The sequence below is a fragment of the Phenylobacterium aquaticum genome, from assembly GCF_022695515.1.
GTDB lineage: Bacteria > Pseudomonadota > Alphaproteobacteria > Caulobacterales > Caulobacteraceae > Phenylobacterium > Phenylobacterium aquaticum.
Map to the genome: position 1 here is coordinate 1 of NZ_JALDPT010000035.1, position 16,937 is coordinate 16,937.

The following is a 16,937-nucleotide window of genomic DNA, read 5'->3' on the forward strand; positions in this document are numbered from 1 at the left end:
CCGCCCAATCCGCCGCCGACGAGGCCCGCCGCCGGGCCGGCGCGGCCCGTGTCGAGGAAGCCCAGGGCCGGGTCAGCCGCACCCGGCGCGCCCTGGACCAGGCCCGCGCCGAACGCGCCCAGCTGGGTCCCGCCGCCAATCCCCAGATCGCCGAGGCCCGCACCGAACTCGAACGCACCGAGGCCCAGCTCGCCGCGGTCCGCGCCGCCCTGGAGACCGCCGAGGACGAGCGCGCCAAGGCCCAGGAGGCCGAGGCCGAGGCCCGCGAGGCCGCGCGCCGCCAGGAGGAGCATCTCGGCCGCCTGACCGCCGAAGCCCGGGCGCTGGCCCAGATCGTCGCCCAGCAGCGCCGCGGCGGCTTCACCCCGGCGCTCGACGAGGTCTCCCCCGATCGCGGCTATGAGGCCGCCCTGGCCGCGGCCCTCGGCGACGACCTCGACGCCGCCCTTGATCCCAAGGCCCCGTCCTATTGGGGCGGGCGCGACGCGACCAGCCCGACCTGGCCCCAGGGCGCCGAGCCCCTGGCCCCCCTGGTCAAGGCCCCGAAGGCCCTGGCCGCCCGCCTGGCCTATGTCGCCCTGGTCAAGCGCGAGGACGGCGATCGCCTGCAGGCCGGCCTGCCGGTCGGCGCCCGGCTGGTGTCCCGCGAGGGCGACCTGTGGCGCTGGGACGGCTTCACCTCCCGCGCCGACGCGCCCAAGCCCGCCGCCGTGCGCATGGAGCAGAAGACCCGGCTCTCCGAGGTCGAGACCGAGATCGAGGCGCTGTCGCCCAAGGCCAAGGCCGCCCGCGAAACCCAGGTCGCCGCCGCCCAGCGGGTGAGGACCGCCGACGAGGTCCTGCGCGACGCGCGACGCCAGCCGCAGCAGGCCGAACAGAAGGTCTCCGCCGTCCGCGTGACCCTCGAGAAGCTGGAGCGCGAGGCCGCCCGCCGCGAGGCTCACGCCCAATCCCTGGACGATGTCATCCGCCGGTTCGAGGCCGAGCTGGCCGACGCCGAGTCGATTCTGCGGGTCGCGGTCGAGGAAGCCGGCGAGGACGTGGCCATGGGCGACCTGCCCGCCCGCCTGGCCGCCGCCCGCGCCGCCGCCGGTCCCGCCCGTGAGGCCGCCGCCGCCGCCCGCTCGGCGATGGATGTGGAGGCCCGCGAGCGCGAGGGCCGCGCCCGGCGCTTCGAGAACCTGAACCGCGACCGCGAGGACTGGCGCCGTCGCGCCCAGGCCGCCGCCAAGCGCCTGGAGGCCCTGGCCGAGGCCCGCGCAAAGGCCCAGGCGGCCCTGGACAAGGCCCATGAGGCGCCCGCCACCCACCAGCAGCGGTTCGAGAAGCTGCTGGACGAACTCTCCGTGGCCGAGGCCGCCGGGCCCAGTCCTCCGACGCCCTGGCCCAGGCCGAAGGCGCGCGGGCCGACGCCGACCGCGCCGTGCGCGCCGCCGACGCCGCGGCCTCGGAAGTCCGCGAACTGCGCGCCACCCTGGCCGCCCGGCTGGAGGCCGCCGCCGAGCGCCTGGCCGAGGTCACCACCCAGATCCGCGAAACCGCGCGGGTCGAGCCCGAGCAGCTGGCCAAGCGCCTGGCCGACGAGGCCGTCGCCATCCCCTCCGACGCCGGCGGCATCGAGGCCCACCTCTACGCCCTGGAGCGCCAGCGCGATTCGATCGGGCCGGTGAACCTGCGCGCCGAGGAGGAAGCCGCCGAGCACGCCCAGCGGCTGGAGACCATGCAGACCGAGCGCGCCGACCTGACCGGCGCCATCGCCCGCCTGCGCCAGGGGATCGACGAGCTGAACGGCGAGGGCCGCGAGCGGCTGCTGGCCGCCTTCGACGTCATCAACGGCCACTTCAAGACCCTGTTCGAGGCCCTGTTTCAGGGCGGCCAGGCCGAGCTGCGCCTGGTCGAATCGGAGGATCCGCTAGAGGCGGGCCTTGAGATCTACGCCTGCCCCCCCGGCAAGCGCATGGCGACCATGAGCCTGATGAGCGGCGGCGAGCAGGCGCTCACCGCCTGCGCCCTGATCTTCGGGGTGTTCCTGGCCAATCCCGCCCCGATCTGCGTGCTGGACGAGGTCGACGCGCCGCTGGACGACGCCAATGTCGATCGCTTCTGCAACATGCTCGACGAGATGCGCAGCCGCACCCAGACCCGGTTCATCGCCATCACCCACAATCCGGTGACCATGTCGCGGATGGACCGCCTGTTCGGGGTGACCATGGCCGAGCGCGGCGTCTCCCAGCTGGTCTCCGTCGACCTGCGTCAGGCCGAGGCCATGGCCGCCCAATAGGGCCGGGTTCGGCGGCTTGCCGGCCTTTCCCCTGCGGCGCCATGCCCCGCCGCCCCGGGCGGGAAACCGGACTTGTCCTCAGGCAAGTTCGACGGACCCCGCAAACGCCAATAGAATCAACAGACTAAATACCCCCCAGCCAGCCTTGACGCACCGCACCCACGCCTATAGGTTCCGCGCGACTTGAAGCCCGGGGCTGTGGCGGAGACGTCATGGTCTCCAGACCGCGTGACGCATGCCACTTCCGGACAATTCGCGCGATGAGGCGATCAAAAGCCTCGACAAGCGAGCTGACGCGCTAGCTGCGCGGACAGCACAGCCTACGCCGGACTATGGGTCCAAGGCGCACGGCTACGGCATGCGCCTGATGGGCATGCTGTTCGGGGGCGTGTTCGTGGGGATTGGATTCGGCGCTGTCGTCGATGTCCTGACCCACACCGCGCCTTGGGGGATGGTCATCGGGGTCCTCGCGGGCTTCGGAGTGTCGATTTGGATGGCCGTACGTACGGCCGCACGCATGAGCGCCGAAGCGGCGAGCGAGTGGGGACCTGTTCAGGACCTGCCCCTCGACGACGAGGACGATTGAAGGAGTTCGAGGCGGCATGGCCAGCCCGATGCATCAGTTCGAGATCCACCCGGTTCTCCCTCTGCCCACCGTCAACGTCCCGGGTCTCGGCGCGATCGACCTGTCGATCAACAACTCGATCCTGTCGATGCTGATCGCGGCGTCGCTGATCGTGCTGTTCTTCGCCGTCTCCACGGCCAAGGCGGCGGTCGTTCCCGGCCGCCTGCAGGTGATCACCGAAGGCGTCTTCGGCTATATCGACGACCTGGTGACCGGCATCATCGGCCATGAGGGCCGCGCCTTCTTCCCGTTCGTCTTCACCATTTTCCTGTTCATCCTGACCATGAACTTCCTGGGCCTGTTCCTGGTGTTCACGGCCACCTCGCAGCTCGCGGTCACCGCCACGCTCGCCGTCATGACCATCCTTCTGGTCCTGATCGTCGGCTTCGTGCGCAACGGGGCCAACATGTACAAGCTGTTCGTCCCCGCGGGCGTGCCCTGGTACATGCTGATCCTGGTCACTCCGATCGAGTTCATCTCCTTCCTCCTGCGCCCCGTCACCCTCGCCCTTCGTCTGTTCGGCAACATGCTGGGCGGCCACGTGGCCCTGAAGGTGTTCGCCGGCTTCGTGGTCTCGCTCTGCGCTCTGGCGGCGGGCGGCGGCATCGCCACCCTGGGCTACGCCGGCGCGGCGCTGTCCCTGGGCGGCGTCGTCGCCCTGACCTCGCTGGAATTCCTGGTGGCGTTCCTCCAGGCCTTCGTCTTCGCGGTTCTGACCTGCGTCTATCTCAATGACGTGGTCAACCTCGGCCATCACCACTGACGGTCGGGTTTCTCTCCCCTCTTCTCAACTTCCAAACGGGACTAAAAACATGGATCCGGCTGCGGCTAAGTACATCGGTGCGGGCCTCGCGACCCTCGGCATGATCGGCGCGGGCATCGGCGTGGGCACCATCTTCTCGGGCTTCCTGCAAGGCGCGACGCGTAACCCGTCGGCCGCTGGCGGTCAGTTCACCAACCTGATCCTGGGCGCCGCTCTGACCGAAGCTCTGGGCATTCTGGCCTTCGTGCTCGGCCTGCTCATCCTGTTCAGCTAAGCCACGACCCACAGCAAGGGGCGCTGGGCGAACCCGCCCGGCCGCCCCTCTGTCTTTAGGACGCCTAAGCCTTATGGCCGCCGAACCTACATCCCAACCCGCCGACGCCGCGCCTGCTCACGCGGGGGCCTCGACGGAAGCCGCCCAAAGCGGCGGCGGGCTGCCGCAATTCAAGTTCGAGTTCTGGGGCGGCCAGATTGTCTGGCTCATCCTGATCTTCGCCGTCCTCTACACCCTGCTGGCCAAGGTCTTCGTGCCGCGGCTGCGCAAGATCCTGGACGTCCGCGCCGAAACCATCGCCAGCGCGGTGGAGCAGGCCAAGACCGTGCAGGCTGAGGCTGACGCCCAGGCCGCCGCCGCCAAGGCCGAGATCGACCAGGCCCGCGCCGCTTCGCGCGCCCTGGCCGCCGACGCCAAGGCCAAGGCGACCGCGGAACTGAACAAGCGTCAGGCCGCCGAGGACGAGCGCCTGGCTGGCGAACTCGCCCAGGCCGAGGACCGCATCCGCGGCCTTCGCGACGCCGCCATGTCCAACGTCAACGGCATCGCCGTGGAGACGGCCCAGGCCATCGTTGAGCGCCTGACCGGCGCCAAGGTCACCGCCGCCGACATCAAGGCCGCCGCCCGCGCCGGCCAGGGAGCCGCCTGATGCCTGAATTCCTCAATCCCGCCGAGGCGGAATTCTGGGTCGGCGTCGGCCTCCTGATCTTCCTGGGCATCGTGATCTTCGTGGCCAAGGCCCCGAAGGCCATCGCCGCGACCCTGGACGCCCGCACCGCCACCATCCAGGCCGACCTGGACGAAGCCGCCCGCATCCGCGAGGAAGCCCAGCGCCTGCTGGCCTCCCTGCAGGTCGAGCGCGCCGAGGCCGAACGTCAGGCCAAGGAGATGCTGGAAGCCGCCCACGAACAGGCCCGCCTGTTCGAGGTCGAAGCCAAGGCCAAGCTCGAGGAAAGCCTCAAGCGCCGCCAGCTGCTGGCGGAACGCAAGATCGCCAACGCCGAGGCGCAAGCCCAGGCCGAGGTGAAGGCCGCCGCCGCCGACCTGGCGGCCCAGATGGCCGAAGACGTCCTGGTCAAGCGCCTCGCCGGCGCCAAGACCGATCCGCTGGTCGATGTCGCCATCGGCCAGCTGGGCTCCAAGCTTCAGTAGAGCCCTATCTCTTCGCGGTCCGGCGCTTGAACAGCGAGCGCCGGATCCGCGAGGCGATCCTCAGCCGCTTCGGCAGGATCAGCCGTTCGACCCGCAGCATCTGGGTCCAGAAGATCTTCAAAATCTCAGGGTCCCGCCGCAGCAGCCTGCGGATCGGATAGGCCATCTTCGGATGGGCGTGGGCGAAGCGCACGAACTGCCTGCGCGCCTTGAACGAATGGCGCAGGATCAGCATCAGCCCGACCACCACCACCGGCAGCCCGCCAGGTCCCGGCAAGGGCGAGATCACCACGCCGATCACCACCAGCACGGCCCCGAGCGTCATCCACGCAAGGCGCTTCATCCGCGCGACAAAGGCGCGGGCGTAGGCGTCGGTCGCGCGGGTCTCGCGCGAAGGGATGAAGGAGACGGTCACGGCGCCGGGCCTTGAACGAGCAGATAGGGATCAGGTCGACACGGGCCGCCCGAGGGGGAGGCGAACGGACGCGTGTTCAACCCATATGCGAACGCACCAATGGGACGAAAAGGCGACGCGCCCGTTAAAAACGAAGCTTAACGGTTCTATTCGGCCGGAAAGGGCTGGGCCGGCGCATTGCGGCCCGCGCCTGTGGCGCCACGGACACGTCCCCGCTTCGACATCCAGCGGCGCGAGCGCACCGCGAACCGGTAGCGCTTGGGCACGATCAGCCGCTCCATCCGCAGCACCTGTTGCCAGGCCACGGGCGCCACTTCCGGCTCGCGCCGCAGCAGCCGGCGCAGCGGGAAGATCATCTTCGGGTGCGCCTTCTGGATCCGCACGAAGCGGCGGCGCGCCTTGAAGGAGTTGCGCAGCACGATCATCAGGCCGACGACCAGGATCGGCAGGCCGAGGTGCCCGGGCAAGGGCGCGGTGACCAGACCCACGAGCATGATGAACAGGCCCAGGACCGTCAGCACAAACCGGCTCACGCGAGCGAGAAGCTCACGGGCCGGGGCGTCAGAGGCGCGCAAGATGGGCACGCTGGGCACAGCGAAGGTCACGATCAATCCTGAGGGATGCGGCCCGCGCCCGCTTTGGGGAGGTCGGGCGGTGGCCGCTTGGTACCGATATGAGAACGCATCCTGCGCACGTAAAGCCGACAAGCCCGTTAAATTTTCTCCAGGTGGCCTCCTGGTGCGCTATTCGGCCGCGAGCGGCGCCGGCGCCACAGTTGTGGGCTCTGGGCGCCACGTCAGCTTCGGCTTGCGGGCCGCAAGCGTCTCATCGAGCCGCCGCAGGGGGGCCAGATAGGGGGCGCCCTTGAACCGATCGACGTCCCCGGCCTTGGCCGCGTGGGCCAGGGCGATGAGCGCGTCGCAGAATCGGTCGAGCTCCTGCTTCGATTCGGTCTCGGTCGGCTCGATCAGCATCGCCCCGTGCACGACCAGCGGGAAGTACATGGTCATGGGGTGGAAACCCTCGTCGATCATCGCCTTGGCGAAGTCGAGAGTGGTGATGTCGGTGCCCTCCAGCCAGCTGTCATCGAACAGGGCCTCGTGCATGCAGGGCCCGTCCGGGAAGGCCGGGCTCATCACGCCCGACAGCCGGGCCTTGACGTAGTTGGCGTTCAGGACGGCGTCCTCGGCCACCTGGCGCAGGCCGTCGGTCCCGTGGCTCAGCATGTAGGCATAGGCGCGCACGAACATGCCCATCTGGCCCTGGAAGGCCACCATGCGGCCAAAGCCCGCGGCCGCCTCATCGATGGTCTCCTCGACCAGCTTGAAGCCGTCCGGCCCGCTGACCACCCAGGGGGCCGGCGCATAGGGCGCCAGGGCCTCGGACAGCACTACCGGCCCTGCGCCCGGCCCGCCGCCGCCGTGGGGCGTCGAGAAGGTCTTGTGCAGGTTGATGTGCATGGCGTCGACGCCCAGGTCGCCCGGACGGACCCGGCCGACGATGGCGTTGAAGTTCGCCCCGTCGCAGTAGAAATAGGCCCCCACCGCATGGGTCAGGCGGCCGATCTCGATCACGTCGCGCTCGAACAGGCCGCAGGTGTTCGGGTTGGTGACCATGATCGCGGCCACATCCGGGGTCAGCTTGGCCTCCAGGTCCGCCAGGTCGACCCGGCCGTCCTCGGTCTGGGCGATCTCGGCCACGTCATAGCCGACGAAGGCCGCGGTGGCCGGATTGGTGCCGTGGGCCGAGGTCGGCACCAGCACCAGGCGGCGATGCCCCTGCCCCTTGGCCTCGTGGGCCGCCTTGATGGTCAACAGGCCGCAGAGCTCGCCATGGGCGCCGGCCTTGGGCGACAGGGCCACGGCCGGCATGGCGGTCATAGTCTTCAGCCAGTGGGCCAGCTCGTCCATCAGCTGCAGGGCGCCCTGGGCCGTCGAGATCGGCGCCAGGGGGTGCAGGTCGGCGAAGCCCGGCAGCCGGGCCATCTTTTCGTTGAGCCGCGGGTTGTGCTTCATCGTGCACGAGCCCAGCGGATAGAGCGCCAGGTCGATGGCGTGGTTCTTCTGCGACAGGCGCACATAGTGGCGCATGGCCTCGGGCTCGGAGAGACCCGGCAGGCCGATCGGCGCCTCGCGGGTCAGGCCGGCGAGGTCGGAGGCGTCCAGCGCCGCCGGCTCCAGGTCGACGCCGGTCTTGTCCCAGCCGCCCAGTTCGAAGATCAGGGCCTCGTCCTGCAACAGGCCGCGGGCCCCGGTCAGGGACGCATGGGCCACCGGAACCGCGGTCTGGGGTTGGGTCGGACGGCCCACGTTCAGCATGGTCATCAGAGGGTCCTCCCCTTCAGGGCCTGGGCGAAGGCGGCGATATCCGCGTCCGTCGTGGTCTCGGTGGCGGCCACCAGCAGGACGTCGTCCAGCCCGGCCTTGGGATCGAGGCGCGAGAACGGCACGCCGGCGACGATGCCGTCGCCCAGCAGGGCCTCGACCGCCTGGGCCGCGCCGCCCGGCACGCGCACGGCGAACTCGTTGAAGAAGCGCGGGGTCAGGATCTCGACGCCCGGCACGGCGGCGAGCGCGTCACGCAGCTGGCGGGCCTTGGCGTGATTGATCGCCGCCAGGTCGCGCAGGCCCCGCTCGCCCAGCAGCGAGAGGTGGATGGTGAAGGCCAGAGCGCAGAGCCCCGAGTTGGTGCAGATGTTCGAGGTCGCCTTCTCGCGGCGGATATGCTGCTCGCGGGTCGAGAGCGTCAGGACGAAGCCGCGACGGCCCTCGGCGTCCACGGTCTCGCCGCAAAGGCGGCCCGGCATCTGGCGGACGAACTTTTCGCGGCAGGCGAACAGTCCGACATAGGGCCCGCCATAGCTCAGCCCGACGCCGATCGACTGGCCCTCGGCCACGGCGATGTCCGCCCCCATTTCGCCCGGCGACTTCAGCAGGCCGAAGGACACGGCCTCGGTCGTCACCACGATCATCAGGGCCCCGGCCGCATGGGCGGCCTCGGCGATCTTCGAGACGTCTGTGACCACCCCGAACACGTTGGGGGTCTGGACCACCACGCAGGCGGTCTCCGGCGTGATCGCCGCGATCACCGCGGCCTCGGCGTCGATCGCCACCGGCAGGCGGGTGATGTCCATGCCCTCGGCATGGGCGATGGTCTGGGTGACGGCGGCGTAGTGCGGATGCAGGCCGCCCGACAGCACCGCCTTCTTCCGGCGTGTGACCCGCTGGGCCATCATCACCGCCTCGGCGCAGCCGGTGGAGCCGTCATACATCGAGGCGTTGGCCACCTCGAGCCCGGTGAGCGCCGCGACCTGGGTCTGAAACTCGAACAGCACCTGCAGGGTGCCCTGGGCGATTTCCGGCTGATAGGGCGTGTAGCTGGTCAGGAATTCCGAGCGCTGGATGATGTGATCCACCGTCGCCGGCACATGGTGCTTATAGGCCCCCGCCCCACAGAAGAACGGCCCCGCCCCGGCCGGCCGGTTCTTGGCCGCCAGCGCCTGCAGATGGCGCTCGACCTCCATCTCGCCGGCATGGCGCGGCAGGTCGAACAGCTCCGCCTTGCGGGCGGCGACGGGCACGTCGGCGAACAGGTCGTCGATGGAATCGACGCCGATCACGCCGAGCATCTCGGCGCGGTCGGCGGGGGTCAGGGGCAGGTAGCGCATGGTGATCCTAGAGCGTGCCGAGATAGGCTTCGTAGGCGTCGCGATCCATCAAGGCGTCGAACTCGGCCTTGTCGGCGATCTTCAGCTTGGCGAACCAGCCGGCCTTTTCGGGCTGGTCATTGACGGTCTCGGGCGTGTCGCCCAGGGCCGGATTGCCCTCGACCACCTCGCCGGAGATCGGGGCGTAGACGTCGGACGCCGCCTTGACGCTCTCGACCACCGCCAGGCCGTCGCCGGCCTTCACGGTCTTGCCGGGCTCGGGCACTTCGACGAACACCACGTCGCCCAGCTGGTCGGCGGCGTAGGCGGTGATGCCGATGGTGGCGACGTCGCCCTCCAGCTCGACCCACTCGTGATCCTTGGTGAAACGCATGGGCGGGCCTTTCTCAGTGCTTGCGAACGTAGCGATGGGGAACGAAGGGCATGGACACGACCTCGGCGGTCTGCGGCTTGCCCCGGACAATGACCTTCAAAGTCGTCCCTGGCGTGGCGAGGGCCGGGGGAACGAAGCCCATGGCGATGGGCGCCGAAAGACTGGGCGAGAACCCGCCGGAGGTGACCACGCCGACCACGGCGCCGGCCGCATCGGCGATCTCGGCGCCTTCACGGGCGGGGCCCCTTCCAGAATGCGCAGGGCGACGCGCTTGCGCGCCGGCCCCTCGGCCAGTTCCTTCTGAATGCGCGCGGCGCCCGGGAAATCGCCGGCCGCGCGGCGCTTCACCGAGACGGCGAAGGCCAGATCGGCCTCGATCGGACTGACCGTCTCATCGACGTCGTGGCCATAGAGCGGCAGCCCGCCTCCAGGCGCAGCGAGTCGCGGGCGCCCAGGCCGATCGGCTTCAGGCGCTCGTCTTCCAGCAGCAGGTCCCAGATCCGCACCGCGTCCGACGCCGGCACGGAGATCTCGTAGCCGTCCTCGCCGGTATAGCCCGAGCGCGAGATCAGGATGTTGGTCCCGAAGCCCGGCATCGCGCGGCTATCCATGAACACCATCTTGGCCGCCGCCGGCAGATGGCGGGCGATCACTGCCGCCGCCTCCGGCCCCTGGACCGCCAAGAGCGCCCGGTCCTCCAGGCGCTCGATGGTCACCTGGCCGGCCAGTTCTGCGTCCATGACCTTGAAGTCGTTGTCCTTGCAGGCGCCGTTGACCACCACGAACAGGCCGTCATCGTCGGGGCGGGCCGCCATCAGGTCGTCGATCACCCCGCCTTGCTTGTTGAGCAGCACCGAATAGCGCTGCTTGCCGGGCTTCAGCCCGATGAAGTCGCCGGGCGTGATCTCCTCGAACGCCGACAGGGGTGACACCCCGCGCAGCCGCGCCTGGCCCATGTGCGAGACGTCGAACAGCCCCGCATGCTCGCGGGTCCACAGGTGCTCCTTGAGCACGCCGTCCTTGTACTGCACGGGCATGGAATAGCCGGCGAAGGGGACCATGCGCGCCCCGGCGTCGATATGCGCCTGGTGGAGCGGCGTGGTCTTCAGGGTTTCGTCGGACACGTTTCGGGACTCCGGCTGATGGCTCAGGCGCATACGGAGGCGATCTCCGGCGACACCCTGCCCCCGCTGTCCTGGGACCTGAGAGATTTCGGGCCGGGTCCCACCGGGACAGGCCCTTGCTCCTTCGGCGAGCGCGCCTGGGGCGCGCTACTTTCCAGCGTTCATCAGCCCGTCGCGGTCCTTTTGCCTGAGCGTTTCCGGGGCGGTTGCGCCTTCGGCTCCGGGACTCGAAAGCCCCGATCTCTCCCGCGAGAGTCGAGGCGGAACCTGTTCGATGGGGCGTCCCAAGTCAATGCGCCAAGTCGCCCGTTCGGGGCCGAAATCGGGGGAATTCGACCTGCGCCGTCAAGTTCCGCACGATTCTTTTCGCAACTGCAGCATTTGGGGCAGATTGCAGGAAATCGGCCGCCCATGCCGAATGTCGTGAAGCTTCCCCCCGCCCTCGTCCAGATCCGTGTCGAAAACCTGCGCGCCGGGTTCGGCCGAACTCCGGCCTGGCGAGCCCGGCCTCAGGTCGAAACGCCCGACGGCGGGTGCGCCCGGACGCCCTGCAACAGTCGTCTTGATCCGCATCATTCCGCGGCCCGGCCGCCCATGCGAGCAGTGCGCCCAGCCCGCAGCTTCTGCGGGCGCCCGCCCCCGGAGAGACGCCCCGTGGCCGCCGAGACCCTGCCCATCGCGACCCCCGCCGCCGTCACCACGACGGCCGGCCGGCGCCGTCGCCGCCAGCGCACCTGGGTGTCGATCTTCCTGGTCGTCGTCGCCCTGGCCGCGGCGGCCAGCGCCGCCTGGGCCCTGCTGCGCCCCCTGCCTGTCACCCTGGCGGCGGCCGCCCGCGGCGAGGCGGTGGATACGGTCTACGCCTCCGGCGTCGTGGAATATGTCCGTCAGGCCCGCATCGCCCCGGTGGTCACCGCCCCCATCCGCAAGGTGCTGGTCGAGGAAGGCCAGTCGGTCGCCGCCGGCCAGACCCTGGCCCAGCTCGACGACGGCCCGCAGGAGGCCACGGCCCTGCAGCTGGAGGCCCAGGCCGACCTGGCCCGCGCCAACGCCCGGCGCACCGGCCGCCTCTACGCCGCCGGCTTCGCGGCCCGCGCCGCCGACGAGGACGCGCGCTCCCAGCTCGACGCCGCCGATCACGCCGCCAAGAGCGCCCGCGTGCGGCTGGAGGATTATCGCATCCAGGCGCCCTTCGCCGGCCGGGTCCTGCGCCGGGAGGCCGAACCGGGCGACCTGGCCGCCGTCGGCCAGCCGCTGTTCGTGATCGCCGTCCCCGACGCCCTGCGCATCACCGCCGATGTGGACGAGCGCGATGTCGGCCGCCTGGCCGTGGGCCGCGAGGCCGTGATCCGCTCCGACGCCTTTCCCGGCCAGGTCTTCCCCGCCCGGATCCTGGAGATCACGCCCCAGGGCGACTCCACGGGCCGGGTGTTCCGCGCCCGCCTGTCCCTGGATCCCGCCACCGTGCTCAAGCCCGGCATGACGGTCGAGGCCAACCTGGTCATCGCCCGCAGGCCCGACGCCATCCTGGTTCCCACCCGCGCCCTGCGCGAGGGCGCGGTCTGGGTCGCCCGGGACGGCCACGCCCAGCGTCGCGCCGTTCAGCTGGGGGTGCAGGGCGTCGACAGGACCGAGGTCACCCAGGGGCTGGCGGTCGGCGAGACCGTGATCCTCGACCCGCCGGCCGACCTCAAGGACGGCGCCCGCATCGCGGTCCGGCCGGGCAAAGCCGCGGGCGGAGGGTGATGGGCGGCTTCCTCGTCCTGGCCGGGATCGCCTTCGCGCACTTGGCCGTCCGCACGCGCCAGACCCTGGTGGCGATCGCCGGCGTCGCCGTGGGCGTCGGCTTTTTCCTGGCGGTGTCCGGCATGATGACCGGCTCCCAGGCCGACTTCATCCGCACCCTGGTGGATTCGGCTCCCCACATCATCCTGCAGGACGAGCAGCGGGCCCCGGCCCACCAGCCGGCCGTCACCGCCTGGCCCGGCGCCGCCGTGGCGGTCCGCGGGGTGCGGCCCCAGGACGAGGTGCGGGGCCTCAAGGACTGGCCGGCCATGCTGGCCGCGGCGCGGGCCCAGCCCGGCGCCGTCGCCGCGCCATCGCTCAGCGGCGCGGTCGCAGCCCGCTTCGCCGGCCGCACCGAGCCCCTGGCCCTCAACGGCGTCGATCCGCGCATCGAGGGCCAGCTGACCAAGATCGAAGCCTCGCTGGTCGGCGGCCACCTGACCGACCTGGAGGCGCGGCCGGACGGGATCATCATCTCCAGGCCCATGGCCGACCGGATCGGCGCCCATCTGGGCGACACCCTGGTCGTCTCCTCCTCCGCCGGGGTGCTGCAGCGGATGCGCATCCTGGCCCTGATCGAGCCCGACGCCCGCGCCGGCTTCTATGCCGGCGACAACGCCGCCTATGGCCTGCTGCGCACCGCCCAGGTGCTGTTCGCCCGGCCCAATGTCGTCAACCAGCTGCACGTCAAGCTGGGCGATCCCGACGCCGCCGAGGCCGTCGCCGCCACGCTGGAGGCCCGCTGGGGCTACAAATGGGTGTCCTGGCAGGAACGGTCCCGCGACATCCGCAACCTGCTCGTGGTGCGCAACATCATCATGTACGCGGTGATCGCCGCCATCCTGCTGGTCGCGGCCTTCGGCATCTATACGTCGGTCTCGACCAGCGTCACCGACAAGCGCCGCGACATCGCCATCCTGCGGGCCATGGGCTTCACCGAGCGCGACGTGGAGGGCGTGTTCCTGATCGAAGGCCTGGTGGTGGGCGTCGCCGGCGCCCTGGCCGGCTTCGCCTTCGGCACGGTGCTGCTGGAGATCCTGGCCCGCCTGCCGATCACCGTGCAGGGCAAGCCCCTGGTCCTGCCGCTGGACCGCAGCCTGCGCCAGTACCTGATCGCCGGCGCCGCCTCCCTCGCTTCGGCCCTGGTCGCCGCCTGGCTGCCGGCCCGCAAGGCCGCCGCCGTCGATCCCGTCGACATCCTGCGGGGGGCGGCATGACCGCGCTCATCGACCTCAAGGACGTCACCCGCCGTCTTGTCGATCCGGAGCCGGTGACCCTGGTGCGGGAGGTGTCGCTGGAGATCCAGCCGGGCGAATTCGTGGCGGTGGTCGGTCCGTCGGGCTGCGGCAAGTCGTCCCTGCTCTATCTGCTCGGCCTGCTCGACCGCCCGGACGCCGGATCGGTGCGCATCGACGGGCGCGCCACCGAGACCCTGTCGGAAGTCGAGCGCACCCATTTGCGCCTGGAGCGGATAGGCTTCGTCTTCCAGTTCCACTTCCTGCTGCCGGAGCTGACCGCCGAGGCCAATGTCGCCCTGCCGATCCGCCGGCTCGGCCGATATTCCCGCCGCGAGGCCGACGACCGGGCCCATGACCTGCTGGCCAAGCTGGGCCTCCAGGCCGAGGCGCACCGAAGGCCCGATCGGATGTCGGGCGGCCAGAGGCAGAGGGTGGCGATCGCCCGGGCGCTGGCCAATGATCCGGCGATCATCCTGGGCGACGAGCCGACCGGCAATCTCGACAGCGTCAACACCCGGCTGGTCGTCGAGGAGTTCCAGCGCCTCGCCCATCAGGAGGGCCGGGCCGTGGTCTGCGTGACCCACGACGCCGGGGTCGCCGCCGCGGCCGACCGGCGCATCCATATGCTGGACGGCCGGATCGTGCCGGAAACCTGAGACCTACATCCGCTCCGGCGCGGCGATGCCCAGGAGGTCCAACGCCTGCTCCAGCTGGCGCAGGGTGGTCTGGGCGAGGCTCAGGCGCGAGGCCCGCACCTCGGCCTGGGCCGGCAGGATCGGACAGGCGGCGTAGAACTTCGAGAACGCCTGGGCGAGCTTGAAGGCGTGCTCGGCGATGAAGTTCGGCGCCTTCTTGTCATAGGCGTCGACCAGGGCCTGGTCGAAGGCGTCCATCAGCAAGACCAGATCGCGTTCCGCCGGCTGGGTCACCGTGATCGGTCCGGCCGCGATCTTCTCCTCCGCCGCCCGGCGCAGCAGGGATTTCACCCGCACGGCCTGGTACAGCAGATAGGGTCCGGTCTTGCCCTCGAAGCTAGAGAAGCGGTCCAGATCGAAGACATAGGAGGTGCCGCGGAAGTTCTGTAGATCGGCGAACTTCAGGGCCGCAACCGCGACCTTGTGGGCCGTGTCCTCGAAGCTGTCCGGATCAAGCTCGGCGCCCAGATCAGCCTCGCGCAGGCGCTCGCGCGCCTTGGTGCGGGTCATCTCGATCAGGTCGTTCAGCTTCAGCACCCCGCCTTCGCGGGTCTTGAAGGGCTTGCCGTCGGTCCCGTTCATGGTGCCGAAGCCGATATGCTCCAGGCTGCCCTCGCGGGCGTAGCCGGCCAGATAGGCGGCGCGGAACACGATCTCGAAGTGATCGGCCTGACGCTGGTCGACCACATAGAGCACATGGCTCGGATCGAAGCTGCGCTTGCGGTCGAGCACGGTCGCCAGGTCCGTCGTGCCGTACATGGCCGAGCCCTCGGACGACACCACCAGCAGGGGGTCGGGGCTGGGGACCACGACGACGGAGCCGTCGGGCAGCTTCTTCTTCTTGGTCTCGCCGGGCTTGGCGACGCGCACGATCCGGGCGCCCTGGTCGTCTTCCAGGAGGCCCTTGGCCTCGAGCTCGGCCACCATCGGGGCGATCAGCTCGTCGACGTCGCTCTCGCCCTTCCACAGGTCGAAATCGATGCCCAGGGCATGGAAGTCGCGCTCCAGCGCCACCCGGGTGACCCGCGAGAAATGCCGCCACAAAAGGTGGTAGCCGACGGTCTTGTTCTGCAGCTCGGCCGTCAGCTTGCGGGCGCGGTCGCGATACTCGGCGTCTTCCTTGCCGCGGGCCGCGGCCTGGGGATAGAGCCGGTCGAGATCGGCCAGGCTGATCCGGTCATCGAGCGCGGCGAAGGCCTGCTTCTCTTCGTCCGGGGTGACCGGCGTGGTGCGGGCGTTCAGCCGGTCCATCAGGGCGCGGACGAAGGGGTCCTCGTCCATCACGGCCCCGATCAGCAGGCCCATCTGATAGCCCCAGTCGCCGAAGTGGGCGTCGCCGACCACCACGTCGCCGCGGAACCGATAGATCCGCTTCACCGCCTCGCCGATGATCGAGGAGCGCAGGTGGCCCACATGCATCGGCTTGGCGACATTGGGTCCGCCGTAGTCGACCAGGATCCGGCGCGGGCCTTCCACGAAGCTGGCGCCCAGGCGCGGATCGGCGGCGATCTCGCGCGCGCGCTCCGACAGGGCCGTGTCGGAGACGCGGATATTGATGAAGCCCAGGCCCGCGATCTCGACCATGGCCAGGCGCGGGTCGCCGGCCAGCGCCGCGGTCACGCCGGCGGCGATCTCGCGCGGGTCGCGCCGCGCGGACTTGGCGGCGGCGAGCGCACCATTGCATTGGAAGTCGGCGAGGTCGGGCCGATCCGACGGCGTCACCCGGCCCAACTCGGCCGGCAGTCCCGCCGCGGCGAAGGCGGCCGCGACCGCTTCGCTCAGGCCCCGTTTCAGGTCGCTCATGGGTGCTTGTCGGCGCTCCCGGCCGCGGCGGTCGCGCCGGCGTTCAGGCGGAAGCGCTTGCCGTCACGGTTGAAGGCCGCCATTTCCGGCGTCACGTCGAAGCCGACCAGGATCTCGAAGTTCGAGCCCGAGGTCGTGGTCTGGGCGCGCGGGATCACCACCTGGTCGATGTTGTCGGTCGCATAGAGGCGGTCCTGGCCGGGCTGGAAGCTCACCGGCAGGTCGAAGTACTGCTTGGCGATGACCGCGTCGTTGCGCTTGGTCACCGCGACCCAGTAGCGATAGGTCTTCTGCGAGCCCTCGGCGGCCGGGCCTTTGCCCAGCTCGAACAGGATCTCCATCTGCACGGAGATCGGCTGGTCGTCCTTGTAGGCGCAGCCGGCGGAGATCCCCTGGATCTCGCCCGAATAGCCGACATTGGCCGAGGCTTCCTTGCCGCCCTTGAACTCGACATAGCGGCCGGCGTCGTAGAGCACCTTCACGAACGGGCACGGGCCGGCGTTGCGCAGCTGCGGCAGGGGCGCCTGGGTGTCACCCCATTCGGCGTCCTTCTTTTTCTTCTTCGCCTGATCTTCCTGCTGGTCGTCGCCGCCGCTGCCGGGACGCTGCCGCTGGGCGTAGGCGGTCACCGGAAGGGTGGCGGCCGCCAGGAGCAGGACCGCGGAAACAAGAAGGGAACGGCGCATCAGGTCGTCCAGAAATGGAGGGGCGGGGCCTGTCTTAGGCCCTGCGAAGGGTTTCT

The 16,937-nt window shown here is 70.3% G+C and carries 15 protein-coding genes, 2 pseudogenes and 1 riboswitch; of the genes and pseudogenes, 9 read left to right on the top strand and 8 right to left on the bottom strand.

Features of this window, described 5'->3' with window-relative positions; genetic code table 11:
* From MQH10_RS20830 to MQH10_RS20855, 6 genes and pseudogenes are all read left to right on the top strand, one after another.
* Positions 1–2,281: pseudogene (locus MQH10_RS20830) on the top strand (coiled-coil domain-containing protein); the annotation flags it as partial.
* 235 nt (positions 2,282–2,516) lie between these two features.
* Complete coding sequence (locus tag MQH10_RS20835) at positions 2,517–2,867, top strand: F0F1 ATP synthase assembly protein I (RefSeq protein ID WP_242565904.1); 351 nt, start codon at positions 2,517–2,519, stop codon at positions 2,865–2,867.
* Positions 2,868–2,883: 16 nt separating this feature from the next.
* A complete protein-coding gene (locus MQH10_RS20840) occupies positions 2,884–3,669 on the top strand; it encodes a F0F1 ATP synthase subunit A (protein ID WP_242565905.1) in 786 nt (261 codons plus the stop codon).
* Positions 3,670–3,718: 49 nt separating this feature from the next.
* Positions 3,719–3,943 carry a F0F1 ATP synthase subunit C gene (locus MQH10_RS20845; RefSeq protein WP_242565906.1) on the top strand — a complete coding sequence of 75 codons (225 nt, stop codon included), beginning with the start codon at positions 3,719–3,721 and terminating at the stop codon, positions 3,941–3,943.
* A 73-nt stretch (positions 3,944–4,016) separates the two neighbouring features.
* A complete protein-coding gene (locus MQH10_RS20850) occupies positions 4,017–4,592 on the top strand; it encodes a F0F1 ATP synthase subunit B family protein (protein WP_242565907.1) in 576 nt (191 codons plus the stop codon).
* Positions 4,592–5,095, top strand: a complete 504-nt coding sequence (locus MQH10_RS20855) for a F0F1 ATP synthase subunit B (RefSeq protein ID WP_242565908.1) — start codon at positions 4,592–4,594, stop codon at positions 5,093–5,095. The genes MQH10_RS20850 and MQH10_RS20855 overlap by 1 nt, the downstream gene beginning before the upstream one ends.
* Before the next feature lie 4 nt (positions 5,096–5,099).
* On the opposite strand, the gene MQH10_RS20860 is transcribed toward MQH10_RS20855, so the two are convergent.
* The 6 genes and pseudogenes from MQH10_RS20860 to gcvT form a co-directional block, all read right to left on the bottom strand.
* Entirely contained in the window at positions 5,100–5,510 is a 411-nt protein-coding gene (locus tag MQH10_RS20860) for a PGPGW domain-containing protein (protein WP_242565909.1), read from the bottom strand.
* Positions 5,511–5,656: 146 nt separating this feature from the next.
* Positions 5,657–6,115 (bottom strand): hypothetical protein, encoded by a 459-nt coding sequence (locus tag MQH10_RS20865; protein ID WP_419720798.1) that lies wholly within the window; start codon positions 6,113–6,115, stop codon positions 5,657–5,659.
* A 138-nt stretch (positions 6,116–6,253) separates the two neighbouring features.
* Positions 6,254–7,834, bottom strand: coding sequence for an aminomethyl-transferring glycine dehydrogenase subunit GcvPB (gene gcvPB, locus MQH10_RS20870; RefSeq protein ID WP_242565910.1), 1,581 nt, complete (start codon positions 7,832–7,834; stop codon positions 6,254–6,256).
* Positions 7,834–9,177 carry an aminomethyl-transferring glycine dehydrogenase subunit GcvPA gene (gene gcvPA, locus MQH10_RS20875; protein ID WP_242565911.1) on the bottom strand — a complete coding sequence of 448 codons (1,344 nt, stop codon included), beginning with the start codon at positions 9,175–9,177 and terminating at the stop codon, positions 7,834–7,836. The genes gcvPB and gcvPA overlap by 1 nt, the downstream gene beginning before the upstream one ends.
* A 7-nt stretch (positions 9,178–9,184) precedes the next feature.
* On the bottom strand, positions 9,185–9,550 hold the full coding sequence (gcvH, locus tag MQH10_RS20880) for a glycine cleavage system protein GcvH (protein WP_242565912.1): 366 nt from the start codon (positions 9,548–9,550) through the stop codon (positions 9,185–9,187).
* A gap of 13 nt (positions 9,551–9,563) precedes the next feature.
* Positions 9,564–10,707 (bottom strand): annotated as a pseudogene (gcvT, locus tag MQH10_RS20885) (glycine cleavage system aminomethyltransferase GcvT).
* Positions 10,708–10,839: 132 nt separating this feature from the next.
* Positions 10,840–10,933, bottom strand: a riboswitch (glycine riboswitch).
* A 395-nt stretch (positions 10,934–11,328) separates the two neighbouring features.
* Here gcvT and MQH10_RS20890 point away from each other — a divergent pair.
* Genes MQH10_RS20890 through MQH10_RS20900 form a run of 3 tightly spaced genes read left to right on the top strand, consistent with a single transcriptional unit; the run spans position 11,329 to position 14,353 of the window.
* The gene (locus tag MQH10_RS20890; protein ID WP_242565913.1) at positions 11,329–12,420 is read left to right on the top strand and encodes an efflux RND transporter periplasmic adaptor subunit; all 1,092 of its coding nucleotides are present in this window, start codon (positions 11,329–11,331) and stop codon (positions 12,418–12,420) included.
* Positions 12,420–13,676, top strand: coding sequence for an ABC transporter permease (locus tag MQH10_RS20895; RefSeq protein ID WP_242565914.1), 1,257 nt, complete (start codon positions 12,420–12,422; stop codon positions 13,674–13,676). Before MQH10_RS20890 ends, MQH10_RS20895 begins: the two co-directional genes overlap by 1 nt.
* Positions 13,673–14,353 (top strand): ABC transporter ATP-binding protein, encoded by a 681-nt coding sequence (locus tag MQH10_RS20900; RefSeq protein WP_242565915.1) that lies wholly within the window; start codon positions 13,673–13,675, stop codon positions 14,351–14,353. Before MQH10_RS20895 ends, MQH10_RS20900 begins: the two co-directional genes overlap by 4 nt.
* Before the next feature lie 3 nt (positions 14,354–14,356).
* On the opposite strand, the gene MQH10_RS20905 is transcribed toward MQH10_RS20900, so the two are convergent.
* Both MQH10_RS20905 and MQH10_RS20910 read right to left on the bottom strand, forming a co-directional pair.
* The gene (locus MQH10_RS20905) at positions 14,357–16,195 is read right to left on the bottom strand and encodes an arginine--tRNA ligase (RefSeq protein WP_242565916.1); all 1,839 of its coding nucleotides are present in this window, start codon (positions 16,193–16,195) and stop codon (positions 14,357–14,359) included.
* A complete protein-coding gene (locus MQH10_RS20910) occupies positions 16,192–16,881 on the bottom strand; it encodes a Tat pathway signal sequence domain protein (protein WP_242565917.1) in 690 nt (229 codons plus the stop codon). Before MQH10_RS20910 ends, MQH10_RS20905 begins: the two co-directional genes overlap by 4 nt.
* Positions 16,882–16,937 lie beyond the last annotated feature (56 nt).